The sequence below is a fragment of the Enterococcus malodoratus ATCC 43197 genome (assembly GCF_000407185.1).
GTDB classification, from domain to species: domain Bacteria; phylum Bacillota; class Bacilli; order Lactobacillales; family Enterococcaceae; genus Enterococcus_A; species Enterococcus_A malodoratus.
Genome location: NZ_KE136483.1, coordinates 243,346 through 269,029 on the forward strand (window position 1 = coordinate 243,346; position 25,684 = coordinate 269,029).

Consider the following 25,684-nt stretch of genomic DNA (forward strand, 5'->3'; position numbering starts at 1 on the left):
AAATGATGAATAATTCTCTGATAGTTGCTAGTATTACGGGATATATAGAAGAGCATCTTCAGGAAAAAGTAACACTTGAGGAGTTGGCAAATCAACTCAATTATTCAAAGTTTTATTTGCTGCATGCTTTTAAGGAGACAACCCAGCAATCCCTTTATAACTATATTAAGCGACGCAGATTAAACGAAGCTGCAAAAGTCTTACTTTATTCGGATCAGAGAATTATTGAGGTGGCGATCCAAACAGGCTATCAAAGCCAACCAGCTTTCACGAAAGCCTTCGAGGAGCTTTTCAAACTTACACCTAAGCGCTATCGCTTACAAAATAAACAATTCTTTATTGAGGAACCGTATAGTATTTCGGACTACCTAGTTTGGGCAGAAAACCAAGATTTGATTATTCGGCAAGGATCAGCAAAAGATCAAGAGAAGATTCTGCATTTTGTCCAATTGATGCGAGGAGCTCTTCCGTATTTAGAGGAAGAAAATTACCGTCAGGCACTGCGATTTTTTATCGAGGGAAATAATTGCTATCTTGCATGGGCAAAAAAACGAATTGTCGGCTTGCTGCTCTTTGATCCTCAAAAGCAAAAAATCGAAAATCTGACAGTTTTACCTAGTTGTTGGGAACTAGATATCGAACAAAAACTGCTGACCTATTTAATAAATAAAAGACGTCCGCAAGCTCTTTACACAACTACTTTCAGAGAGTCTGATAAGTTGGACATAGGACATCGGCAGCGTTTGTTAAATGTAGGTTTTTTGCCTTCCAAACAAATTGTGGAGGTCGAATATCCGACGGAGAGTATGTTCCTAGTTAATAAATAGAAATAATAAAGATAAGAAGGTCGCTTAATGATGGAATTAGGCGCCTTTTTTTGTGGATATCTTAAGAAAAAACAGAAAATTAATAGTCAAAATTCTTCAAAATATTTTTTGAATGAAGCGAATGATTAAAAAAACGGCTTAAATAATGTGAGATTTTATTGACCGACAAAATAGAAAGGAAAGAAAAAAATTTTTTGCTGGATGATGGAGTAAAAAAAGCGGATTCTTAATTGTAATCATTATTTGTTGGGAGTGGTTTTAGATAATTAATGATTTCAGTAACAAAGTTCAGTAACGTTAGTTATCGAACTTTTTTCTTTTTTTTGAAATTGTGATTTCGTTATCTTTTCTTTATATTACTGTTATTAGCGAATTTTTTGGAGTCGATAGTAATGAACATATATAGAATACATAATATTGTGATTCTTTTCATCATAGGTTTGGGCAGTGTATTCTTTACTCGCCCCATTCAAGCAGAAATGTTGGATAGTACGGTATCAACTACAGAAACAACACAGCAAAGTTCTGAAGCAACAGAATCTGCTAGTGAGAATGAGGAGGTACTAATTAAGAATAGTACCTATGCTGAACAGTGGCTGCTTGTTTCCACGGTTAGTGAATTGCAGGCAGCATTAAGAAATAAAGAACCTTACATAAAGTTGGCGGATTCTGCTGAAGTCTTTGATTTTGGGAATACGGCTATTCCTATAACTGGAGACGTCACTATTGATGGAAATAATCGTCAAATTTCTTACGATGGTGGAAATTTAAATGGGAACAAAGGGTTGTATTCAACGACTGCTGGATTAACGATCAGGTTGCAAAACATGACGTTTGGTTCGGCAGACTTTACTGTACCAGCCATTGGGTTATATGGAATTATGCAAAGTGAAGCCGCAACACAATTGCATATTGAGAATGTTAATTATTATTCTAGCGTAAGCGCACAGCCTTTTTACTTAAGAAACGCCAATAGTAAAATTTACTTCCATGGAACGAATCATTTTATGCAGCAAAAGGCGGATGGCTCAATGGGTAATGGACAGGAGTTTGCTGAATGCAATAATTATGAATTTGCATCAGGGAGTTCTACTACGATTGTTCAAAATACAAATGATGCACTTGGAAGCTTGTGGATGCCGGGAAACCCTAGCAGCATTACTTTAGGAGAAGAAGCAGAGGTTGATATTACTTCAAATCATAACTTCATTTATTCTGACGGTTCCAGCAACGGGACGATTACGCTAGGAAAAAACTCAAGGTTCTCATTAAACGGGACTAACAAAAGTAAAGGCGATTTTTATTACTTTAGAAGGCCAGCATTTTTAAACGTTGGTGAGGGAGCAGAATTTAGTATCAATTATCCCAACAGTATCAAGTTGGGAAACAATAGTGCAATCAAGTTTATGCCTGATTCTGTTGGTGATTTTACGAGTACAGAGAGCGAGTCTGTCTTTGATAGAGCGGTTGGGGCGAACTCAACATTTGTTATAGACAATGCGAAACAACTCAACTTTCAGGGGAAGATCGGTTCTAATTACAACCCGATCGGCTTTGCCGGCGGAACAGGAAAATTTCAATTTAATACGTTTCAAACAGGGACCGCGGGCTATGAGATTCTGACGGATACTCAAGCGGTAACACCGCAACGCGATGCTGGAACGTGGACGATTTCAACAGCTAATATTTCTCGTGATGTTTTTACGAATACACCTGATTTTACAACGGATGAAAAAGCACGGTTAAAAACTACGAGCTGGATTACATTGCAACGAATGGCACCTCCTGTTGAACTATTGAAGGTGGATCAGATCGTTGAAGCACTAAATGCTCGATTCAGTTTGTCGGAGTATCGGTTGAACGGCAATGACAACTATCTTCAAGGCGTTGATTACAAATTATTTTCAAAGAAAACCTCGGAGCCTAATGAAGAAGGACCTGATTTTCTGACAAGTCAACACACTGCAGGACTTGATGATGAAGTTTATTTCGACGGTTTAAAAGAAAAAACAGACTACTGGCTTTACGTTCGTATCATCTGTGATCCAGCCAGCCAATCAAGTGAGTGGCTGGAAGTTCCTTTTACAACACCGCAGGAAATGATTAATGTCAGTTTTCCGATCGAGGCAGCTTTTCATACTAAAAAAGCTGACGGTCAGCAAAAGGTGACTGCTGCGGACACATATACAATTGATAACCATAGTAGTTTTGCAGTGGCAATCAATGCCACAGACTTTCAAGAACTGTCAAATCCAACAGGCATTCAATTGTTGCCGGAGGCTGATGGAAACAATCAGAAGGATCTATTTTTAAATTTGACAGAAGGAAACAAGAATTTAGGAGTCCTGACTCAGAAGCTACACGAATCCCCGTTAACATTCTCGGACTTAGCAGGAAATAGTTCCACTACTATGGGCTTTTCAGGTCAGTATTATGGGGATACTGCAAAAGCGCAGCAGGTTCAATATCAATTGACCTTAACTGCGGCAAGAAAGGATTAACGTTTAATGGAAGAAAAACAAAAAAATAGAAAAAAATGGCTGATCATATTGCTACTATTACTATTGGCCTTTGGCGGCATCGGCGCCTATTTCCTTACCCGAGAAGAAGCAAAACCGGTCTCGATGGTAAGTGGTGAGTTTTTACCAAAGGGGAAGGATGCTAATAAGATCAGCGATGCGGAACTAAAGAAGATGGCCAAAGAGAAAGTTGATCGCAGCAAATTTAATATGGTGATCGCACCAGAAGCTACATTTGAGTCTAGTGATAAAGCGGGGGAACTGATGATTCAAAACCCCGCTCATAATGCTTACCCAGTCAATGTAGAAATCACACGCAATGACACAGGAGAATTGATTTATACTTCTGGGGCTATTCAACCTGGTTATGAAGTTAAGGAAGCCAGATTAGAGCAAGAATTATCAAAGGGAGACTATCCGGCGACGGCAAAATTCTCTTTATATGATGATAAAACTAAAGAGAAAAAGGGAGAGGTAGCAGCAAAAATTACGATTCATATCAAAAATTAATTACTAAGAAAAAGGAGAGCAATAGCAATGAAGAAAATTTTAAGTGGATTATTAGTTAGCGGTTTTTTATTTGGTGGTGTTTTGAGTGTTCAGGCAGCAGAAATCAATGGTGAAGATTCAGCAAAAATCACGGTTGACGGATTTTTAGGGCAGGATAATAAAGACGAAGAAAGCCCTAATATTGATGAAGGTGCAAATGATTGGATCAATGTGACCTTAGATACAGCGAATATTTTTTATACGACGAAAGCTTCAGAACACAAATCAATTACCTCACCAGATTACACAATTACTAATAATTCAGGTCGTGGGGTAAAAATTTCAGCCAATACTTTTACAATTGATTCAGGAAGTTTAACTAATGTCGATACGTTAAAAATTAGCGGAAATGATTATTCAGCCGCTGAAAAATCAGTGGATCTAAAGACCTTTACGGCAGGCGAATTTTTAGTATTAGCTAATAACCAAGGCAAGCTGAATGTTGAGACGGATACGGCTGACAGCCATGCGAAAGAAACAACGTACAAGTATTCCGGAACAACTAAAGATGATTATTACAAATCGACTGCTGAGAAAACAACTCATACTTTGACGTTGGCTTTTGAAGCGTTAGGAAAAGATGGAAATCCCGTAGCGCCTTAATTTGAGGAGGCGATAGCGTGAAAAGCGAGATTCAAATCGAAGGGATTTTGGGTTCTTCAGAGGAACAGCAAGTTATAATTAATCGGGAACCAGAAACATCGGATACCCATATTACTAACGTTCAAACAGAGACAAGTTATCCCAGAACAGGTGAGTACCATAGTTCCTATTTGATTTTCTCAGGGATCTGTCTCTTGCTAATACTGCTGATCCTGAGCATGAAAAGGGATATTAAGAACTGACTGTTAATCTTAATGACTTCGATTAAAAAATAGACTATTTTTAGAGAAGAAGTGCCAACGCTAGCCGTTGGTACTTCTTTTTTGTTTATAGAAAAACTGTCAAGTAAATAGAAAATCCAAAATTCTTTACACCTGTAAGGAATTTGAGAATGTATTGAAAAACACGTTTTTGAAATTCGAACGGCACAAAAAAAATAAAGAAAACGGTTTATTATTGGCGTTGAGCAATTTGATTGATGAGATATGTCACTGAAATGAATGTTTATAGTAATTATTTTCTTAGAATTAATAATAATACTTCGTAAAATTAAAAAACTAACGTTATTGAACTTTTTTCGTATTTTATTTATATTGTTGGTAACAAATTTTGGAGTAGATAACCATGAAAAAAACAGTACATAGAATTTTATTTCTTTTCCTTTTAGTTTTCGGTAACTATCTGTATGCAAAACCAATCAGAGCAGAAACCATTATGACGGAGCCGACTTCCGAATCCAGCTACTCTCAGGATACTGAGACTAGTGGAGACTTAACGCGGGAGACTAAATCTGCAGAAGAAACAATACTACAAACAACTGAATCCGTGGAAGAAAGTTTCCAAGCAGTAACGGAATCAGTTGATGAAGATCTTACAGAAAAGCCTGATTCAATCAGTGATGAACAGACTTATGCAGACTCATGGGCCGTCGTAAATAACGTAAGCGAGTTACAGACGGCTTTAAGGAAAAAGGAACCCTACATAAAGCTGGCAGGACCTTCTGCCATTTTCAATTTTGGGAATGCGGCGATCCCTATTACTGCTAATGTAACGATTGATGGAGGTGATCGACAAGTTGCCTATGATGGTGGCGTGCTTAATCTGAATAAAGGACTGTATACAAAAGTTTCCGGGTTAACGATTCGGCTGCAAAATATGACGTTTGGTTCAGCCGATCGGACAGTCCCCGCTTTAGGGCTCTATGGGATTATGCAAAGTGAACAGGCAACCGAGTTGCATTTAGAAAATATCAATTATTACTCAGATCGGGGAGCACAGCCGCTTTATTTACGTCATCCAAAAAGCAAGGTGTTTTTCCACGGAGTAAACTGTTTTACTCAACAAAAGGCTAATGGTTCGACCGCAGCGGGTCAAGAATTCGCAGAGGGGAACAATTTCATATTTGAAATCGGCAGCCGAACAACGATCATTCAAAATACTAACGAAACATTAGGTTTTCTTTGGTTATTAAAGAATCCAAGCAATATCACCTTGAATGAAGACGCAGAAGTTTCTATTACGACAAATCACAACTTTATTTATTCTAATGGAATTAATAACGGAACGATTAGTTTAGGAAAAAGGGCCAAGCTTTCTGTGAAGGGGACAAATACAGGAAAGGGAAACTTCTATTATTTTGATAAGGCCGCATTCTTAACTGTCGGTGAGCAAGCGGAGATTTCCATAAACTATCCCAATAGTTTGAAGCTGAACAATGGAAGTGTGTTTAGGTTTATGCCGGAATCAACAGGAAATTTTGTGATGACCAATAGCGAGTCCATCTTCGATCGTGATGTCGGAACAAACTCGCTGTTTGAAATTGATAGTGCTAAGCGACTTAAATTCCAAGGCAAGTCAGGAAATACATACAATCCGATTGGCTTTGTTGCAGGAAACAATCGCTTCCAATTCAAATCTTTTGGTGTGAATACAGCGGGGTATCAAGTGCGTATCAATGAGAATGCTCCGGTAGATTTAACGCCGCAAAAAGATGCAGGAACTTGGACTATCGGTTCGGCGGATATCTCTCGCTCTACCCAGCAAAACACGTCGGATTTTACTGCAAATGAAAAAAGACTCTTAAAGGCTGCCAACAGCGTTACTTTGGAGCGTTTGAATCCCCCGGCTAAAGTATTGGCAGTTGCTCAAAATGTCAACGTGAATGATGCTGCATTTCAGGTGACAGATTATCAACTAAATGGGAATGAAGATAAATTTCGGCAGTTGGAGTTTAAACTTTATGATCAGAAAGTCGCTGATCCCGCGGTGGAAGGCGATGGTTTCATTAGGCAGAAACAAACCGGAAATCTTGCTGATACGGTAACATTTTCTGACTTAAGAGAGCGAACGGATTACTGGCTTTACGTGCGAATTGCTAGTGATCCTGATAGTCAGTCAAGCGAGTGGTTGGAAGTTCCCTTTAAGACACAAACAGAAAAGCTTAATGTCACTTTTCCGGTCGAGGTCGCATTTCATACGAAAAAGAAAAATAATCGACAAGAAATAATTCCTGCGGATTCTTACAAGATAGATAACAATAGTTCTTTTGCGGTGAAGATCCAAGCAACTGATTTTCAAGAACTTTCAAATCCAACTGGGATCGATTTATTATCGGAAGCAGATGAGGACAATCAAAAGGATTTATTTCTAAAACTGACTGAGGGCAATCAAACGTTAGGCGTTTTAACGAAAAACCTACAAAAACAGCCGCAAGGTTTTAAAGACTTAGCAGGTAAGACTTCTACTAGTTTAGGATTTTCAGGAAAGTATTATGGAAATTCGCAAGAGGCTCAGAAAGTACAGTATCGCCTGGTATTAACGGCAGAGAGAAAGGATTGATGGGAAATGGACGAAACGAAAAAGAAGAAAAAACGCGCACTTTTGCTCCTATTATTATTGTTAGCTTTTGGTGGAATAGGGACCTTTTTCTTCACCCGGGAAGAAGCCAAACCTGTCTCAATGATAAGTGGCGATATTTTACCTGAGGGCAAAGATGCAAACAAAATCAGTGATGCTGAAATAAAAAACTTGGCACAAGAGAAAGTTGATCGCAGTAAATTCAATATGATCATTGCGCCTGAGGCTACGTTTGATTCAGCCGATAAACCAGGGGAGTTAATGATTCAAAATCCCAATCAAAATGCGTATCCAGTCAATGTTGAGATTACAAGAAATGATACTGGGGAACTGATTTATACTTCAGGCGCAATCAAACCGGGATTCGAAGTGAAAGAAGCCAAGCTTGAAAAACAATTATCAAAAGGGGATTATCCGGCAACGGCGAAATTTTCTTTATATGATGATAAAACTAAAGAAAAGAAAGGAGAAGTCGCAGCGAAGATCATGATTCACATCAAAAGGTAATTAAAAAAACAGATGGGGAGAAACAGTAATGAAAAAAACTTTAAGCGTATTAATGATAAGCAGTATTCTATTTGGAGGAATCATCAGTGCTCATGGAGCAGAAATCAATGGAGAAGATTCAGCTTCGATCACAGTTAATGGTACATTGGGACAAGACAATGAAGACGAAAACGGACCAAATATTGAAGAGGGATCAAAGGATTGGATCAATGTAACTTTAGATACAGCCAATATTTTCTATACAACAAAGGAATCAAACCATGCGGATATCACGTCACCAGAATATAAAATTACTAATAATTCTGGACGTGGGGTAAAAATCACTGTAAATGATTTTAGTTTGAATTCAGGAAATTTAGATAATGTCGACTCTTTGTCTATCAGCAGTAAAGATACTTTTGATGGGGCAAAATCGGTTGATTTAAAAACATTTAATGGCGGCGAGTTCATAACCTTAGGAAACAATCAAGGAAAATTAGATGTGGAAGCAGATGGGGTTAGTACTTATAAGAATGAAACCACCTATACATACTCTGGAAAAACCAAGAGTGATTATTACAAATCTAAAGCCGAAAAGACGACCCATACACTAACACTGGGATTTGAAGCATTGGATAAGAATGGTCACTCAGTTGTAGCGCCTTAACTTAAGGAGGCATTGTGTGGAAAGCGGGATTCAACTTACTGGAATACTAGGATCATCAGAAGAACAATTGATTCCATCATCTGAGAAAAGATCAGAGATGCCCAACAATCAAATCACCAACGTACAAATAACTGTCAGCTATCCTAAAACAGGAGAATATCAACATCCATATCTAGTTGTTTCAGGAGTATGTTTGTTACTGATAATGATTGTATTGAGAATCAAAAAGAGGTTGCAATAATGAATTGCTCATCTAAAGACTGTGTAATCTGTCTTTAGATGAGCAATTTTTTGTTGACCACAGAATACTCTGATCAATGAAAGAGAGTTGCAAGAACTTTGCGGGACGGATAAAAAGCATAATTGCCGCAATGATCGGTTAAGTTTATAAATATTTAATAATAGAATCAATAGTCTATATAAACTAGGGGTTACTAAGAAATTTAAAATTAAATAAAAATGCATTTAATATGTTGCTTTATTTCACGAAAAAATAAACGATAATTCAATATACAATTGTTAGTTTATTGTTTTTTAAAATAATTGATAGTAAATTATCCCTAACATTTTAATACATGGAATACGCGTTGATTTAGCTATTTTTTTATGGTATCGTTTATTTTATAAGTTCGATTATTTTTCGGCAATTTCTATTATTGCGTTATTTTATTGTGATTTATACAAGTGCTGAATGGTGTTCGTTGAGTCCACTTTGAAAAAATAAAATAACGGATTTTATCAATCGTGGATTGATTATGATTATCAAAGAAATGTTAAAAAATAAGCAGACTTGAAAGGGTATTTCGTTAAGGGAAGAAAAGGAGAAAAAAATGAAAAGAAAACAATTAACATGTGCAGCACTTGCAGGTTTGTTGGTTCATGCGTTACTATCTGCACCGACAGTACTTGCAACAGAACAAGCCGCACAGTCAGCTAGTGAGCTAGCCGAAAAAACAGAGGATGCGGCAAAGACGCAGCCAAGTTTGTCTACACCGGCAAAAGAGACGCCGACTGTTCCTAGCCAACAGCCAGCGGTACCTGGGACAACAACGGGTAGCAGCAAGGCTCCAAGCACTACTGTTGAGACTAAGCCAGCGACTGAGAGCAGCAGTGTTAAGCCTGTAGAAAAACCGAAAACAGAAACAACAACCAGCAGCGAGGGTGGAAAAGAAACGCCTTCTACAACAACCAGTACAGAGAAGGCCGAAGTAAAACCTTTAGATGTTGAAGTTTTTCCACCAAATGAACCAACAAATACACATCCAGCAATCAATGTTTTGCCAACACAAAGTATCCGTAAAGGCGACAGCTTTGATCCGATGAAAGGTGTCAGTGCCACAGACAAAACGGATGGTGATATCACCGCAAAAATTACACATACAGGAACAGTAGATACAACTACAGCTGGAGAGTATTTACTCACTTATTCCGTAACAAATTCGCAAGGGAATACGGCAACTCAAAGCGTGATTATTCGTGTAGTTGAAGATAATATTGGGATGTATTCAATAGAGATCGCTGATTTTAGTTTGCCAAAGGGCAGTGATTACGTCCAAGCAATTCGTGATCGGATCGTGGTTAGAAAGCCAGACGGAACTCAAGTACCAACTGCAACGGCAAATATCGCAGTAGCTGGTCAGCATTCGACAGACAAACCTGGTAAGCTAGCGGTCGAAATCGCGGTTGTTTCAGAATACAATACAGTCACCAAAAAAATAGTAACGATTACTATTCTGGATACGAATGAAACGATTAGAATAGATGTTCAACCAACCCTGAGTCTTGAAGTAGGACAAGCGTTTGATCCGTATAGTTTTGCTCAGGCATATGTGATGAATTCAGCAGGCAAAGAGGAAAAATTGGCCAAAGCTAGTGCATCAGGCAGTGTAGGGGTCTGGGCTGATTCTAATGTAGACAATACAAAACCTGGGAACTATAAAGTTACTTATACAGCTTTGGCTGCGTCAGGCGCAACGATTACGCGAGTGATGGATGTGACTGTAAAAGAAAAATCAGAAAAACGCACACCAAAAATCCTAGTCGAAGACAAAGTTCTATATGTCGGCGATAAATTAAACGAAGACATGATCATGGAATGGGCTAAGACCGAAAATCCTGAAGACTCAATTGATGGATTCAAAGTTCTTAATGGAGAAATCAAGGTGAAGTTGGCGGATAATACTCTAGTAGAAACCGGCGAACATAAAATTGAGTTTTATGCGTCTACTCCAGAAGGGGAAGAAACAGCAAAGACAATCACTTTAACAGTGAAGAACAGAACTGCTGAAGAGCCTAAAGCAGATCCGAATAAAACAAATGATGAAACGAAAAATGTTTCAGGAACAACAACGACTAATAAAGCTTTGCCTACAAAAGTTACAACCCAAACTGGCAAGCAGCTGCCAAAAACCGGTGAACAAACCGGCAGCCTATTAGTATCTGTGATAGGTGGGGTAATGGTCCTATTAGCATTTGTTCTTAGAAAAGCTAAGCGAGAAAACTAGATCCTCCAAAGCCTTCCTCTTCTTTCGATTTGAAAAAGGGGAAGGCTTTTTTGCGTTTATTGGGAGAGGATTAGGCTTCGGACTTTTTTTGATTTCTGCGGCCGTGTTTGACAATCCATTCTTGGGCTTTGCTGCTGGGTGTTTTTTGCCATTCGCTGATCAAATAATCCGCCTTTTCAGGGGCATCTTTGTAGAGATCATTAAGATTATTTCCAACACTTTTTTGCACAAATTTTTCCGGATCATCCTTTAGGTTCGTCAGAATGATGGCGTAACGATCAAATTCTTCAAGGGCAACGAAAATTTTTTCTGACCAAGGCAAACGCGTTCGAACACCTTCGCAGGCAAGTCTGCGAACATGCACATTATCTTCTTGGCTCCAGCGAATCAATTCATCCATCACTTCTTGCGGATGCTCTTTCAATAAGGGTCGAATCGCATATTCACCAGTAAAACGCTTTGTTAGTTCCTTTAAAAAATCTAATGAGACTTGCCAGTTTTCATTACCGTGTCGTTCTACATAACGGCCAATCGGCCAAAGCCACCAGCCAAAACTGAACATTCCCGTGGATTGTTCAAGTTCGGGGCCGAGAATTTTACAAAAGGCTTGGATATTTTCAGAATAGTTCTCGCTTAGGTTTTTCTCTAATGCGTCGACAATAAAATCAAAGCGAGCAAATAATTCTTTATCTTCCAAGTTGCCGATCAGCTCGTTAGAAAAAATGGTCGCAGGGAAATCAGGGATTGCTTGAGTTAATTTTTCTGAAAGGTCCAAAATGTATTGATCGTTGTAATGATCTTTATGTTTCAAATGTATCCGCCTCCAATCGAGTCTTTATTTCGATGATACCATAGATTCACTTTCGTTTTTTTAATTGGTCAATATCTTCCAAGCAGGCTGACGTTGGACTTGCTACAATTAGAACAAGAAAGGGGGAACGGCTATGAATCAGAAAATTATTTGCTATGACGAAGATTTGGGCGTAGAGGCCTATTCATTCACTGGCGTATCGCAAAACTTTCCGAATCATTTTCATGACTATTATGTGGTTGGTCTGATCGAAGAAGGCGAGCGAAGAATGATCGTGAATAACCAAGAGTATACACTTGAACCAGGAGATTTATTGACGTTCAATCCTTACGACAATCATAGCTGCGAAGGAATCAATGGCAGTCGATTGACTTATCGATGCATCAATCTTAAAAAGGAAATTTTTCTACCCTTTTCAGGAACAGAATTTCCTCGATTTTTGTCACCGATGCAGGCTCAAACCGATTTGGCTGAAGATTTTCAACAGCTGCATTGCGCAATCAGGAACGAGAGCGAAGCTGAAGCCAAGGAAACGCTGTTTATCTTGTTTATTGAGGAGCTGCTTCAGAAATATTCACAGGAAACAAATCTAGCAGCGGTGAACGACAAAGAACCGATTACGATGATTTGTGAATACTTGGAGACGCACTACGATCAAAAAATTACGTTGGACCAGCTTTGTCAGCTCGTTCATTTAAACAAGCATTCGCTGGTTCGCCAGTTTACACGAGAAAAGGGAATTACCCCTTATCGTTATCTGGAAACTTATCGGATCGTCAAAGCGAAAGAATTATTGGAACAAGGCTGCAGTTTGATTGAAATAGCGGACCGAACGGGCTTTTATGACCAAAGTCATTTTACAAATTATTTTAGTCGTTTCATTGGTTTGACCCCTAATCAGTATCGCAAAATTTTTGTTAGAGGAAATGAGGAATAAGATGTCAGTCAACGAGTTGAAATGTGTCATGGTGGTAGATGAAACGATGCCGTTGGGAATTATTGCTAATAGTACGGCAGTCATGGGGGTAACGATCGGGAAACTTTTTCCCGAAGTCGTTGGTCAAGATGTAATTGATCAAAGCGGGTATCAGCATCAGGGGATCATAGAATTTCCATTTCCAATCCTAAAGGGCAATCGAGATTTTTTACGAAACATGCGGGGACGATTGTATGAACCAAATTTTGAACAGGTGACGGTCGTTGACTTTTTCGATGTCGCGCAAGGTTGTAAAACCTACAACGAATACATCGACAAAATGACCAAGGTTCCTGAATCGGCAATCGATTATTTTGGACTCACGCTATTTGGCAATAAGAAGCAGGTTAATAAATTGACGGGCAGCTTGCCTTTGCTGCGATAAAACACTCAAACAGAATCATTAGTTCATTTTCATGCTTTTTTCAGTAACTAGTGGTATTTTAGACAAGATGATTTATTTATCCAACATTTTATAGTTGGAATAAATCGATAAAATGAACTAGAAATGTGGAGTGTTCTAATGAGTATTGAAATAATATCGAAGGTTCTTTCGATCATTGTATTAAATTTAGTATTAAGCGGGGATAATGCGGTGGTAATTGCACTGGCAACAAGAAAATTACCAGCGGCCTCACAGAATAAGGCGATTGTGATCGGGACTGCCGGTGCGGTCGTATTGCGAATTCTTTTGATGTTGATTGCTGTGGAATTGTTGACTGTACCTTATGTGAAAATTATCGGGAGTATCCTCTTATTTTATATCGCCTATGATTTGTTGAAATCCAATGGGGAAGAAGCGAATGTCAAAAGTGAAACAACACTTTTATCAGCAGTTCGCACGATTATTATTGCCGATCTGGTCATGAGCTTGGATAATGTTTTAGCGATTGCCGGTGTGGCGGATGGACACTTTATGTTGGCAGTTTTAGGCCTGATTATTAGTATTCCTATCGTAATTTTTGGCAGTCAGATTATCTTAAAATTAATGGATCGTTTCCCTTGGCTGATTTGGATCGGTGCTCTATTGATTGCTTACACAGCAGGATCAATGCTGGTAGAGGATAATTTTATCGCCCATATTTTACACGGCTTAAGTCATGGTCATATTATTTCCCTTGCTTCTTGTGTCTTGTTGGCAGGGATGTATTTCCTATTTAATCGCAAAAAATCTTAATTAAATGTTTTAACATTAGCAGAACTGTTGCAAATCAATTGCAGCGGTTCTTTTTATTTACTAAAAACTTCCTATTTGTTGTTTTGGTACAGAGTCAACTTAGTATCGAGACTGTTAGTTAGAAGTGCGTCAACGGACAGTTATATACAAAAAATTCAAAAGAATCAGGACTGAAATGATAATTTGAAAACAACGACGGCAGAAACTCAGGTATACTAAAGAAAACGCTAACAAAGGAGAGGCAGATGAATATAGCTATATGTGATGATGATCATCGAATGAGTGGTCAGGTGGAAGAATTAGTTGATCAAGTCTTCCATGGAGAGACAGGTAAATACAACACAGAGGTTTTCTTTTCAGGAGATGCTTTGTTAGACTTCTTAGAACAACAGCCCAACTTTTTTCATATGTATCTTTTAGATATCGAGATGGCAGGGACAGATGGGTTAAAAACGGCTGCGCAAATTCGAGAAACAGATCCAGATGCGGTGATTATTTTTATGACGAGCCATTCGGAATTAATGTCAGAAGCTTTTGAAGTATTGGCATTTCAATTTATTGTCAAACCCTTTGAAACTGAGAAGGCTTTAGGTATTTTGTCTTCAGCGGTTCGTTATTTACAGAAGCGTAAAGGGGTCTTCCAGTTCGTGGCACAAAAGAAGATTTATACCTTTTTTTTATCTCAAATTAGTTACATAGAGAGCTCTGGTCGAAAAATCTTTTTACATACGACCGAAGGAGAAACCTATGAGTATTATGGAACCCTGAAGGATGCACGTGAACAAGTACAGGGAATCCTTTTCGCCCAGATTCATAATTCGATTATCATTAATCTTGAATACTTGAACACGGTAGAAAGCAATTCAGTTTATTTAAAAGCTGGTGAAAAACTGCCGATTAGTAAAAAATTTCATGCTTCCTTCCATCAGCAATTTCAACAGTTTGTCTTATCACGCTAAAGAGAGGAATACTAATGGCATTTTTAGAAAATTTTGTTCCAGTTACAATTTTATGTACATTAAATTCGGGTTTATTATTTTCCAGCTTCTTTCCAGTGAAGTCCTGGGTTCCAAAACGCGCTCTTTTTTTACTAATTTATTTAGCGGTCATTCCTTTTTACTTTATTAATATTTTTGCGAATAATCCGGATGCAGGAAATTTACGACCTGTTCTCAACTTGTTTAGCACACTGTTCTTTATGATTTGTGTTCAATTTTTCTTTAAAGGGAGAGGGTATCAAAAGTGTTTGGTTGCTATCTTGTTTATTGTATTTACAGTCATCAGTGAAGGCGTTTTAGCATTCTTGGCGCGGATAGTTTTCCCCATCGATAATATGTTGAATCTCATTGTTGAGAGTGGAGTTGGGAACCGAATTGCGATGCTGATCAATTTTCTCTTGATCTTTTCTTTCTGGTCGGTGAGAAAGAAAAGAGATATCTCAATCCAGCGGAATTTCTCGATTATTCAGTTATTGATTGCGTCTATTTGCAGCCTATCCTTAGGAATACTTGTCATCAGTGTGATGAGCACGAATCAATTTTTGACTAAGGATTATTTTTTAATGGGAAGCTTCATCTTATTGCTGGGCCTGTTCTATCTGGGTTTTGAGATGTCAGATAATCTATACAAAAAGAATCAGGAATACCAATTACAAGAGCAGCGGCATGAGTTATTGGAGGAGTATTATCAACAGGTCGAAAAGCATCAACAAGAGGTTCGAAAAATAAAGCATGACTTGAAGAATCAATTGTATTCGATTGTCGGTTACTTGGATATGAATAATGAGCACACCGCGAATCAGCAAATTAATGATTTGATTCAGCAGCTAGATTCAAGTGAATTGCCTTCATTTACTCAGCATACTGGAGTAAATGCTTTACTGCGTCTCCATTATCAATTAATCAAGCAAGCGGGGATTACTTGTGAGTTCGAAATCAAATGCCCAGAAACAATGAACTTTTCCGATGCAGATTTGTCTTCTTTGATCGGAAATATTTTAGACAATGCCCGTGAAGCCTGTGAACAATGTCAGAAGCGAAAATATATTCAATTAAAAATGATCTATTTCAATCATTCATTGGTCGTTTCCTGTGAAAATAGTACTGAGGGAAGAGTCACGTCCTTAGCGACTCGAAAACAAGATTCCGCTAATCATGGGTTTGGTATGAAATCAATCCGAGAGATCATCGAAAAGCATCATGGACAATTAAATTATGCCAGCGATGATTATTCATTTAACCTATCATTCAACTTGTTCGAGCAAACATGACGAGAAACCTAAGCAAACATGACAAGCTGCTAAAAACCTCCATTTAAAATGCTAAATTATGAGTGTAGCAAAGAGAAACAAACAACTAATTGGAGGAATGAAAAATGGAAAACAGAATCGTAGAATTGGAGAATTTCAAATTAGTCGGCGTGAAAATGGGGTCCACGAACGAAAACCAGCAAGGGATGAAAGATTGCGAAGCCTTCTGGAATAGTTTTATTTCGGGAAATAAGCAGGAGGCAGTTGCCCCGTTGATTGATCGGGAACCGTTTGGTGTGATCGGCGCGAGTTTCTATAATGTTGATCCCGAAGATAGTAAAAAATTTGATTACTATATCGCTGCGGCCACGACTGCTGAAACACCTGAAGGGATGGAAGAAGTAGAAGTACCTGCGAATACTTGGGCTGTTTTCCCATGCACAGGCAAAACGGCTGGCACGACTCAAATCGAGATTGTCACAAAATGGGGACCTGAGTCAGAAGAATTTGAGCTGTTGAATACAGGCTACATGACAGGCGAAATATCATCCGGAGGCCCAGATTTAGAAGTCTATACGCAAGGTGAAAACATGGAGATTTGGGTACCAGTTAAAAGAAAATAAAACGAGTTAGACAACGTTCAAGATCTTTATGATTTTGAACGTTTTTTTGTAGAAAATCAAATAATTCTTTAAAAAGATTAGCTCAAAACCCATTTATATTCTAATTTCTAATCTGTTTGAATATTTGCATTGGAATGAGAACGATTCTCTTTTGGAAGCCTTGCGGGGACATTTTGCCTTCGTTATACTGTAGCTAGATATTGTAAATGCTTACACAAACTTTACGGATGTCATATGGGGACATCAATGAAAAAATTGACTGAAACGCATCAGGAGGTGGAAATAATGTTTAGACGATGACTTTGAGTGCCAGAAAACTTAGAGGTTCTAAGCGCGTCAACCAAATATTTTTCCTCCTCGGATACGTTTAAATAGCTACTTATCCAGGAGCAGGCCTTTTTTGGTGTGCTCTTTTCTGTTGAGGAAAAATACTGAATTGCTGTGTCCAATGCGTACGTTATTATGCTTGGCAAAATTACCTGTAGTTCAAAAGAAATACCTCAAAATGAGAAAGGGATGGATAATGTGGAATTAAAAACAAGTTTACCAGAGATGTTTGATGATTTTGGCGAGGCCAGAAGACAAGGCTTTTTAGCGGTTAAGGATATTAAAGAACAGGGCAAACCAGTCGTAGGTGTGTATTGTACCTTTATGCCGGAGGAATTGGTATTAGCTGGCGGTGCGATCCAAATCAGTCTGTGTTCAACTTCGGATGAAACGATTCCCGATGCAGAGGAAGATTTGCCGCGGAATCTTTGCCCACTGATTAAATCGAGTTATGGTTTTGGCAAGACCGATAAATGCCCGTATTTTTATTTTTCCGATTTAGTGGTTGGAGAAACGACTTGTGACGGAAAGAAGAAAATGTATGAGTATATGGAGGAATTCAAAGATACGTATTTGATGCATCTGCCTCATACGAGAGATAGCGAAGCCAGCAAAAAGCTTTGGTATAGCGAGATGGTCCGTTTCAAAGAAAAGCTGGAAGATTTCTTGGGAGTGGAAATTACTGACGAGAAAATCCACGAAGCGATCGTGTTGAAAAATCGTGAGCGTCAAGCGAAACAAAACTTCTATCGTCTCGGTCAATTAAATCCGCCCGCAATCAGCGGACAAGAAATTTTCAAAGTTATGTACGGTTCGCAATATAAATTCGACAAAGAAGAAGTTATCCAAATGCTGGAAGAAACGACAGCGAAGGTCAAACAGCAATATGAGGCCGGCGAACGGTTGGATGCTAAGCCGCGGATCTTAGTAACTGGTTCACCAATGGGCGGTGTTACAGAAAAGGTTATTCGTGCGATCGAAGAAAATGGCGGATTAGTGGTTGCTTATGAAAACTGTACAGTGGCTAAAGCAGTTGAACGTTTAGTTGATGAAAACGAAGAAGATGTTTATCAGGCATTGACGGATAAATACATTAACATCGGTTGTGCCTGTATGTCGAACAACCAGCCGCGAAAAGATTTGCTTAGCCAAATGATCGATGATTATCAAGTAGATGGCGTGATTGATATGGTCCTGCAAAATTGTATTCCATTTTCAGTCGAATCGTTAAAAATCAAACGCTTCTTGAATGAAGAGAAACATATTCCATACATGTATTTGGAGACAGATTATTCAACTTCAGATATCGAACAAATCAACACCCGCGTAACCGCGTTTATCGAAATGTTAGAGGAAGAGGCTGTATGTACACAATAGGTTTAGATTCTGGTTCTACGACTACAAAGGGTGTGCTTTTTTCAAACGAAGAGTTCATCGATAAATATTTGATCCCGACCGCTGGAAATCCAAAAGGTGCTATGATGGATGTTGTTGATTATTTTAAACGAAGTTATGTGCTGAATGATTTGAAGCTTGTGACGACCGGTTATGGCAGGAAGCTGCTGCCTGCCGATTTGGTGGTTACAGAGATTACTTGTCACGGCAAGGGGGCGGAATACCTCCATCCCGGAGTGAAACAAGTGATTGATATCGGCGGTCAAGACTGCAAAACAATTCAGCTAAATGGCAAAGGCAACGTGGTGGAATTCAGTATGAATGATCGGTGTGCCGCGGGAACCGGACGTTTTGTCGAAGTTATGATGCGAACCTTAGGTGAAGATATTTCGGATTTGGATCAATTTGTTCAGAGTGCAAAACCAGTTACGATCAATAGTATGTGTACGGTTTTTGCCGAATCAGAAGTTATTGGTTTAATTTCAAAGGGAGAGGATCGAGAAGATATTGCATTAGGTGTCTTACACTCGATAGCACAACGGATCAGCAGTCAATACTCCAAACTAAGACCTGTTCGCGGAGAAGAAGTGCTCTTTACAGGTGGCCTTTCGAAAAGTACTACCTTTGCAAAAGTCCTAGAACAATATGTAGCGGCACCAGTAAGGCGAGATGAGTTGTCTCAATATGCCGGAGCGATTGGAGCGGCACAGATTGGCTTAAAAAAATTAAGATGAGTAAAAGGATGTGGCTAAAAACAGCCGCATCCTTTTTGTTTGTCCTGTCTAGCTATTTTCTCGACTTTTGGTCGATGAATTTTTAAAAAATGAAGCGAATTGTCTAATAGCAATACTAAGTGCCGGCAGGTAAAGGAAGAACAGGGAAAGCCGCTGCCAAAAGCCGCGTGTAGAAGAAAGGAATCTGCCGATCAGCGGCAAGTAATACGCCGCAAATAGAATCAAGGCAATAATCGAACCAATTAGACAGATAGAGTAGAAAATCGCCGTGGCTCTTTGTTGTTTGAGTGCTGCCTGATAGGCCAACAATAATGGGACAAACATCATTGCCACCATGGAGCATCCTGAAAAAGCAGCGTGCAAAAAATAGGCTGGACTAAAGAAACTGGCCGAATCGCTGATTTTTACTAACCCAGTGAGAATGCAGTCGCCAAAACCATAGAGTGCAATGGCCCCCGCCAAGATTTTTGCTAAACGTTTTGATTCTGACTGAAAAAAACTGTATACGCCAAAAACTCGATAAAACAAACAAAGTACCAGTAACAATCGAGCCGCGATTAAAATATGTTTGAACAGGGCTGGTTGCTTCACCAAGTTGACTAATGATCATCGTTGCTTGATCAAAACCAGGATAGAAACGTCCTAAATAATAAGGCAATGAAAAGTCACCGACAACTGCGAGAATTAAAAATAGCGGGAAAAGTTTCTTCAAAAAAGTCATCGAATGCTCCTTACGAAAGTTTTCTTTATGATACTGTATTTTTGTTTAAAACACGAGAAATAAGGGGAAGTCAGTCTTTTTCATTTTCCTTCCCGCATTGAAAAATTTTGATTTCAAATTGACTCGCTAGTCATTGACCGACGAGTCAAAAGAGAGTATTCTCACGGTATAGAGATATGGTAAGGAGATAAGTTCTATTACTGGTTGGACCGTGAAGACAAGCTGTTGCACTTTCGCGATTGAGAAATTTAACCATTCAAAATAGGGGTGAAATTGATGGGAAATCAAGTTGTGTCATTGAGTAAGGTGGAAAAAAAGTTTGGCAAGTTTCAGGCGTTGAAAGATGTTACTTTCGATGTGAATAAGGGCGAGGTTTTAGGTTTTATTGGACCAAATGGTTCAGGAAAATCTACGACGATTCGAATTCTGCTAGGCATGTTGAAAAAATCTGGTGGACAAGCAACGATCTTTGGCAAAGATGTTTGGAAAGATGATACCGAGATTCATAAAGATATTTCTTATGTACCCGGCGATGTCTATCTTTGGCCGAATTTGACTGGGGGCGAGATTATTGACTTGCTCTTACGATTGAATGGTCAGAAGCGTACGAAGAAGACAGAAGATTTGATTGGAAAATTTCAGTTGGACCCAAAGAAAAAAGCGCGAACATATTCGAAGGGGAACCGTCAAAAAATTGCTTTAGTGGCAGCCTTGTCCCAAGAAGCCGAGTTGTACATTTTTGATGAACCGACTTCTGGATTAGATCCCTTAAATGAGAAATCATTTCAAGAAGAAGTCATGAAATTAAAAGAAGCCGGTAAAAGTATTCTGCTCTCCAGTCATATTTTATCCGAAGTTGAAAAGATGTGTGACCGGATCGCAATTATTCGAGAAGGTGAAATCATTGAGACAGGCGACTTGACTTCAATGCGTCACTTAACGCGGATGGAGATTACGGTAGAAACCAAAATGCCGCTAGATGGGGTGGAACAGTTGCCGGGCGTGCACAAAGTTGATTTTTCTGAGGAAGTACACCAGCAAGCGGTACTTTCTGTTGATCGGGAACAGATGACTCAAATTATGAACTTTTTGGCGGAAAAACAAATCGTTAATCTGACCTCTACACCGCCAACGTTAGAAGATTTATTTATGCGTTATTATGAAAAACAAGGGGCTGATTCTCATGAAGGGTAGCGGAGCAAAAACGGGTTATTTGCTAAGAGCCAACCTGAAGCAAAATCGGATCAAGCATCTTGTTTGGATCGCTATTTTAGTGGGACTATTTGCTTCAGCAGCTACTAAATTCAATGTTTTGTTTGGCACCCAGACAGATATTAATGCGATCGTTGAAACGTTAAAAACACCAGCGATGGTCTCGCTTTTTGGCGAATTTTCGGCAACGAAACCCTACACGACGGCTAATGTTTTCGCCTCGGAAATGTTAGTTTTCATGGGGATGTTTATGGTCTTTATGAATATCTCATTGGCCATCTCAAACACTCGGGCTGAAGAAGACTCAGGATTATTGGAAATGATTCGGTCGCGGACAGTTGGACGCTTGGCACCAACTTACGCAACGGCGCTGGAAATTCTTTTGATCAATGGATTGATGGGCCTTTTATACGTCGTCAGTCTGATTGCTGCGGAGCTGAATGGGGCAACGATGCGAGGCGATATTCTGATGGGTGTCAGTATCGCAAGCATAGGGATCATGTTTGGTTTTATCAGTTTATTGATAGCGCAGTTGGCGAATAATTCTCGCAGTGCTAATTTCATGAGTTACGGTTTGTATGGTTTCTTTTATATCGTTCGGATGATGACAGATGTCAGTGATCCGAAATGGACGTGGCTTTCACCAGTAGGCTGGATTCAAAAAACGGCAATCTATACGGATGATCATTGGTTGCCTGTTGTGATGATGCTGGTTTTAGGAGTATTATGCCTAGCGATGGCAATCAAGATTGTTGGTACACGGGATATTGGCAGCGGTGTTTTAAGTACTCGCAATGGTCATGGGAAAGCCGGAAAATTATTGTCTTCGCCATTAGGATTAGTTTTATCGATTGAGCGCAATAGTATTATTGGTTGGATTTTTGGCGGTTTTGTTTTGGGTGCTGCTTATGGGTCAATCTTCAGTACAATTGGTGATATCATCGGATCGAATCCGACCTATCGAAAAATTCTCGGTGTGACACAAATCAATGCGGCCAATCGGGAATTGATTTTAAACTTCCTGAATATGTTGGCTTTATTTTTCGTAGCGATCGCAGCTATCAGCGGTATTTTGATCATCTTCCGGTTGAAATCCGATGATAAGAAAGGCTATTTGGAAATCCTTCATTCAAAAAGTATTTCTAAGACGCGTTTGGCTTTGAGCTATTTTAGTGTAGGAATCCTTGTTAGTGTAGTCGTGTTTGCGATAACTTTAGCCGGAGCATTCTTTGTTGGAAACAGCACGTTAGCGAATCCAATCGCGATGAAGCACTTTTGGGAAACCATGTTGGGATTTTTACCAGCTGTCTTATTTTTTGTTGGAATTGCAATTTTCCTAACAGGAGCATTGCCAAAATTGACCAATGTTCTGTGGGTTTATTTAGCGGCCAGTATTTTAGTAAAAATGTTTGGACCATTATTGAATCTCTCGGATGATGTGGCGAATATTTCCCCTTTAGGTTGGGTTGGAAAAGTACCGACTGAAAAGTTAGATGTTACTGTGACGCTCCTCTTATTTGCTGCATTTCTCATTTTGACGATTATCGGTATAGTAGGCTACAATAAGCGGGACTTGGAGTGATTGGATGAAGGAAGTAGTTAAGGATCCGCAAAAAGAAAAAAATATTTTAGCGACCAGTGCCAAACTATTTGGTCAATCTGGCTATCGTGAAACAAAAACTGATCAGATTGCTGAAGAAGCAGGAGTATCAAAGGGGTTGCTGTTTCACTATTATGGGAATAAAGGTGGTTTGTATCAAGCGACATATGTGTATACGTCGGAGTTTTTCTATCAGCGAATGGATTATTCAGTTTGGACCAATGCCTCTGACCTATTGGAAATGGTGGTTGATGCGACGAAATACAAGATCGAGTTGCAGTTAAAATACCCAATCGAATTTGATTTTCTGATGAAAGCCTACACTGAGATGCCGCTATTACCAGAGCCATTGCGCGAATCTATGATGGAACGACTTAATGCGGATGTTACTCGTAATATGACTTTGACGGATGAAGTGATCGGAAAGCTCCCACTGCGAGCCGATGTTCAAGAAAGCGATGTTCTTGAAACGATTTATGCGATCTTAAATAGTGAGACAGCAAAAATTCAACAGGAGTTGTCTCAGCACCCTGAATGGAAAACGATCGAGGACTTGATGCCGACAATCGAACGTTTGAAGCGGAAGCTCAAAATTCTTGAATACGGCTTTGTTGAACAATAAAAAAAATCTGCCTCTTCATATGGAGGCAGATTTTTTTCGTTTGCAGGATTAAAATACGGAAAAAATAGTCATCATGAACAATCCTTCTTCTACTAAAGCGCCGAAGAAAAGAATCAGACTGTCGACAAATAATACACTCATATTGGCTCCGAACATTACGGCCAATTTTTCTAATTTATCTTCAATTTTTTTCTCTTTAAAATAAACATAAAAAAGATAAAAATTAACTAGTGCAATTAAGATGGTTGAGAGGATAATAGCAATCTTCATAAGTAGACCCCTTCACTTGAATAAAAGTAATCGGTTTTCTATTAGTCATTATACTCTTCAAAAGAAATAATTAAAGGAAAGAATAAAAAAGAAACTGGCCTTTCATTTTTAAAGATAGTTTTAAAGTAAGAAGACTTTTTCTGCTAATAAATAAAATGGACTGACATCCGACTGTGGCTCCGCTATACTAAACTTAATAAGTTTACGAAGGGAGGCCGAATCGATGAACTTTGCCGCATCAGATTTTGAGTATTATGAACGCACGATCAAGATCATGTACCAGAATTATTATTGGAAACGGATTGTTATCTGCGGAGTTGCTTTGCTCATCATTATGGCATATAGCGGGATTTTTCAGGATAATTTGCTTCTGAATATTTTATTGATGCTGTTGATCGCCGGTTTAGGCGTGTACCTCTTTTTAGAAAAGCAAAAATTTTCAGAAGTCTATCAAGCTTTTCTTGAGGAGAATCAGCCAGAGGTACAAATACATAAAATCCAAGAAGAAGAGTATAGCTACAATGTTGTAGACGACGATGAGAAAGTTCGGATCAATAAGAATGGCGTGCGCAACTTGCCTTCCAATAACAAACAATACACGATGATGGTTGGTTTTTCCAAAGCCTTCTTCTCTCGAGAACCATTACAAATCGTCTATTACGATATGCTTGATCTTACTTACGAAGAAAGCTTCCGGTTAAAACGCAATGGCTACAGTTCGATGCCGCGTTTTTTACGCCGCTTTACTTTGAGTAATTTAAAAGCAAGCGCTGGAAATGCCGTTAGTTTTATCTTTGGGAATATTTTTATCCTGTTTATTCTATTTCGGTTATTGCGTTATTTATGGTCCTTTTTACGAATGTTCTTCTAATAATAATGGCTATGGATCACTTGAGAAATTTTTCTTGAGTGATTTTTTTATTTGTTTTCCGTGGTAAACTATTTTTGAAATCGTTTTATTGATTGCTGAAGGAGGAAAAAAATTGATCAAAACAATTATTGTTGGACCACGTGGAAAGATGGGGCGTTTGATCACGCAGATTGCAGCTAATAGTGAGGAGCTAGAGTTGGTTGCTGGGGTTGGTCCAAGAGGGAGAGATTATATCGGACAAGATTTAGGCCAAATAACCATGCTTGGTCGTGATCTTGGGGTGCCGGTTGTGGATGATTTGTCTAAAGTGATCGAAGCCTGTGATGTTATCATCGATTTTTCCACAAAGGAAATGGGACTGGAAGTTTTAGAGTTAGCAAAAGAATATGAAAAAGCTCTAGTCTGTGGAACGACTGGATTCAATTCTGTGGAAAAAGATTTGTTCCGGCAAGCTGGCGAGACGATTCCGATGCTGTATGCTGCAAATACTTCCAAGCTGGTAAATGTTATGAACAAGTTATTGCAGCTGGCGACAGCGGCGATCGGAGAAGAGACAGATATCGAAATCGTAGAAATGCATGATCGCTGGAAAAAAGATGCACCAAGTGGTACGGCAAAAGAGATGGGCGAGTTGATTGCTCACGAATTAGGAACAGAGTTGTCCGATACAGCAGTCTATGGTCGTGAAGGTACGGGTGAACGAAAACCTGGAACGATTGGGTATCACTCTATTCGTATGGGAGATACGCCAAGTAGTCATACCGTTCTTTTTGGCGGTTTCGGTGAACGTCTAGAAATCAGCCATCATTCGACAGATTGGCGTGGTTTTGCTCAAGGAGCCTGTGATTGTGCATCTTTCTTGGCTAAACAATCAGCGGGCTATTATTCGGTCGCTGATGTATTAAAATTTTAGAGCAGAAGTACGTTATTTTTCGATGAATGTCGGATCAATTGAAAATAGGATTGCTTAACTGTATTTTCGAATGATAAAAGAACTAAACGTAGTTATTTTAAATTTTTATGGGAATTTATTGATTGACTTCTCATTTTGTAAATGCTAAATTGAATCCAATCATTTAAGGAGGT

Annotated in this window: 26 protein-coding genes; 23 read left to right on the top strand and 3 right to left on the bottom strand. The window is 39.0% G+C overall.

The window, feature by feature from the left end; all coding sequences use genetic code 11:
• Positions 1–2 precede the first annotated feature (2 nt).
• The 10 genes from I585_RS16615 (at position 3) to I585_RS16660 (ending at position 11,011) form a co-directional block, all read left to right on the top strand.
• Positions 3–827 carry a helix-turn-helix transcriptional regulator gene (locus tag I585_RS16615; RefSeq protein ID WP_010740879.1) on the top strand — a complete coding sequence of 275 codons (825 nt, stop codon included), beginning with the start codon at positions 3–5 and terminating at the stop codon, positions 825–827.
• A gap of 392 nt (positions 828–1,219) precedes the next feature.
• Complete coding sequence (locus tag I585_RS16620; RefSeq protein ID WP_010740877.1) at positions 1,220–3,328, top strand: pectate lyase-like adhesive domain-containing protein; 2,109 nt, start codon at positions 1,220–1,222, stop codon at positions 3,326–3,328.
• Positions 3,329–3,334: 6 nt separating this feature from the next.
• Positions 3,335–3,856 (top strand): hypothetical protein, encoded by a 522-nt coding sequence (locus I585_RS16625; RefSeq protein WP_010740876.1) that lies wholly within the window; start codon positions 3,335–3,337, stop codon positions 3,854–3,856.
• Positions 3,857–3,883: 27 nt separating this feature from the next.
• Positions 3,884–4,498 carry a hypothetical protein gene (locus tag I585_RS16630; RefSeq protein WP_010740875.1) on the top strand — a complete coding sequence of 205 codons (615 nt, stop codon included), beginning with the start codon at positions 3,884–3,886 and terminating at the stop codon, positions 4,496–4,498.
• A 17-nt stretch (positions 4,499–4,515) separates the two neighbouring features.
• On the top strand, positions 4,516–4,740 hold the full coding sequence (locus I585_RS16635; protein WP_010740874.1) for an LPXTG cell wall anchor domain-containing protein: 225 nt from the start codon (positions 4,516–4,518) through the stop codon (positions 4,738–4,740).
• Between the two features lie 382 nt (positions 4,741–5,122).
• On the top strand, positions 5,123–7,336 hold the full coding sequence (locus I585_RS16640) for a hypothetical protein (RefSeq protein ID WP_010740873.1): 2,214 nt from the start codon (positions 5,123–5,125) through the stop codon (positions 7,334–7,336).
• Between the two features lie 6 nt (positions 7,337–7,342).
• Positions 7,343–7,861, top strand: a complete 519-nt coding sequence (locus I585_RS16645; RefSeq protein WP_010740872.1) for a hypothetical protein — start codon at positions 7,343–7,345, stop codon at positions 7,859–7,861.
• A gap of 28 nt (positions 7,862–7,889) precedes the next feature.
• Positions 7,890–8,507: a hypothetical protein gene (locus I585_RS16650; RefSeq protein ID WP_010740871.1), complete on the top strand. Its 618-nt coding sequence runs from the start codon at positions 7,890–7,892 to the stop codon at positions 8,505–8,507.
• A gap of 16 nt (positions 8,508–8,523) precedes the next feature.
• Positions 8,524–8,748, top strand: a complete 225-nt coding sequence (locus I585_RS16655) for an LPXTG cell wall anchor domain-containing protein (RefSeq protein WP_010740870.1) — start codon at positions 8,524–8,526, stop codon at positions 8,746–8,748.
• Between the two features lie 589 nt (positions 8,749–9,337).
• Positions 9,338–11,011 carry an immunoglobulin-like domain-containing protein gene (locus I585_RS16660; protein WP_010740869.1) on the top strand — a complete coding sequence of 558 codons (1,674 nt, stop codon included), beginning with the start codon at positions 9,338–9,340 and terminating at the stop codon, positions 11,009–11,011.
• 70 nt (positions 11,012–11,081) lie between these two features.
• Here the strand turns inward: I585_RS16660 and I585_RS16665 are convergent, their stop codons facing one another.
• Complete coding sequence (locus tag I585_RS16665; protein WP_010740868.1) at positions 11,082–11,822, bottom strand: DNA alkylation repair protein; 741 nt, start codon at positions 11,820–11,822, stop codon at positions 11,082–11,084.
• Positions 11,823–11,955: 133 nt separating this feature from the next.
• Between I585_RS16665 and I585_RS16670 the strand changes: the two genes are divergently transcribed.
• The 8 genes from I585_RS16670 to I585_RS16705 all read left to right on the top strand — a co-directional run bounded on the left by I585_RS16670 (position 11,956) and on the right by I585_RS16705 (position 19,302).
• Positions 11,956–12,759, top strand: a complete 804-nt coding sequence (locus I585_RS16670) for a helix-turn-helix domain-containing protein (RefSeq protein ID WP_010740867.1) — start codon at positions 11,956–11,958, stop codon at positions 12,757–12,759.
• A gap of 1 nt (position 12,760) precedes the next feature.
• Positions 12,761–13,183, top strand: coding sequence for a DUF2000 domain-containing protein (locus I585_RS16675; RefSeq protein WP_010740866.1), 423 nt, complete (start codon positions 12,761–12,763; stop codon positions 13,181–13,183).
• A 138-nt stretch (positions 13,184–13,321) separates the two neighbouring features.
• A complete protein-coding gene (locus tag I585_RS16680) occupies positions 13,322–13,975 on the top strand; it encodes a TerC family protein (RefSeq protein WP_010740865.1) in 654 nt (217 codons plus the stop codon).
• A 245-nt stretch (positions 13,976–14,220) separates the two neighbouring features.
• Positions 14,221–14,934 (top strand): LytR/AlgR family response regulator transcription factor, encoded by a 714-nt coding sequence (locus I585_RS16685; protein WP_010740864.1) that lies wholly within the window; start codon positions 14,221–14,223, stop codon positions 14,932–14,934.
• Positions 14,935–14,948: 14 nt separating this feature from the next.
• Positions 14,949–16,244 carry a sensor histidine kinase gene (locus I585_RS16690; protein ID WP_010740863.1) on the top strand — a complete coding sequence of 432 codons (1,296 nt, stop codon included), beginning with the start codon at positions 14,949–14,951 and terminating at the stop codon, positions 16,242–16,244.
• A gap of 104 nt (positions 16,245–16,348) precedes the next feature.
• Entirely contained in the window at positions 16,349–16,846 is a 498-nt protein-coding gene (locus I585_RS16695) for a GyrI-like domain-containing protein (protein WP_010740862.1), read from the top strand.
• A gap of 525 nt (positions 16,847–17,371) precedes the next feature.
• Positions 17,372–18,550: a double-cubane-cluster-containing anaerobic reductase gene (locus tag I585_RS16700; RefSeq protein WP_034709495.1), complete on the top strand. Its 1,179-nt coding sequence runs from the start codon at positions 17,372–17,374 to the stop codon at positions 18,548–18,550.
• Complete coding sequence (locus I585_RS16705; RefSeq protein WP_010740860.1) at positions 18,538–19,302, top strand: acyl-CoA dehydratase activase; 765 nt, start codon at positions 18,538–18,540, stop codon at positions 19,300–19,302. The genes I585_RS16700 and I585_RS16705 overlap by 13 nt, the downstream gene beginning before the upstream one ends.
• Before the next feature lie 48 nt (positions 19,303–19,350).
• Here the strand turns inward: I585_RS16705 and I585_RS16710 are convergent, their stop codons facing one another.
• A complete protein-coding gene (locus I585_RS16710; RefSeq protein ID WP_244266017.1) occupies positions 19,351–19,893 on the bottom strand; it encodes a DUF998 domain-containing protein in 543 nt (180 codons plus the stop codon).
• A 406-nt stretch (positions 19,894–20,299) separates the two neighbouring features.
• On the opposite strand from I585_RS16710, the gene I585_RS16715 reads away from it, so the two are divergent.
• From I585_RS16715 to I585_RS16725, 3 genes are read left to right on the top strand one after another with little or no spacing between them, the layout of a single operon-like run.
• Positions 20,300–21,217 carry an ABC transporter ATP-binding protein gene (locus I585_RS16715; protein WP_010740858.1) on the top strand — a complete coding sequence of 306 codons (918 nt, stop codon included), beginning with the start codon at positions 20,300–20,302 and terminating at the stop codon, positions 21,215–21,217.
• Entirely contained in the window at positions 21,207–22,817 is a 1,611-nt protein-coding gene (locus I585_RS16720) for an ABC transporter permease (RefSeq protein WP_010740857.1), read from the top strand. The genes I585_RS16715 and I585_RS16720 overlap by 11 nt, the downstream gene beginning before the upstream one ends.
• Before the next feature lie 4 nt (positions 22,818–22,821).
• Positions 22,822–23,457, top strand: a complete 636-nt coding sequence (locus tag I585_RS16725) for a TetR/AcrR family transcriptional regulator (protein ID WP_010740856.1) — start codon at positions 22,822–22,824, stop codon at positions 23,455–23,457.
• A gap of 48 nt (positions 23,458–23,505) precedes the next feature.
• Here I585_RS16725 and I585_RS16730 read toward each other — a convergent pair whose 3' ends face one another.
• Positions 23,506–23,727, bottom strand: coding sequence for a hypothetical protein (locus I585_RS16730; protein WP_010740855.1), 222 nt, complete (start codon positions 23,725–23,727; stop codon positions 23,506–23,508).
• A gap of 223 nt (positions 23,728–23,950) precedes the next feature.
• Between I585_RS16730 and I585_RS16735 the strand changes: the two genes are divergently transcribed.
• The gene (locus I585_RS16735; protein ID WP_010740854.1) at positions 23,951–24,598 is read left to right on the top strand and encodes a hypothetical protein; all 648 of its coding nucleotides are present in this window, start codon (positions 23,951–23,953) and stop codon (positions 24,596–24,598) included.
• 112 nt (positions 24,599–24,710) lie between these two features.
• Entirely contained in the window at positions 24,711–25,511 is an 801-nt protein-coding gene (gene dapB / locus I585_RS16740; RefSeq protein ID WP_010740853.1) for a 4-hydroxy-tetrahydrodipicolinate reductase, read from the top strand.
• Positions 25,512–25,684: the final 173 nt, after the last annotated feature.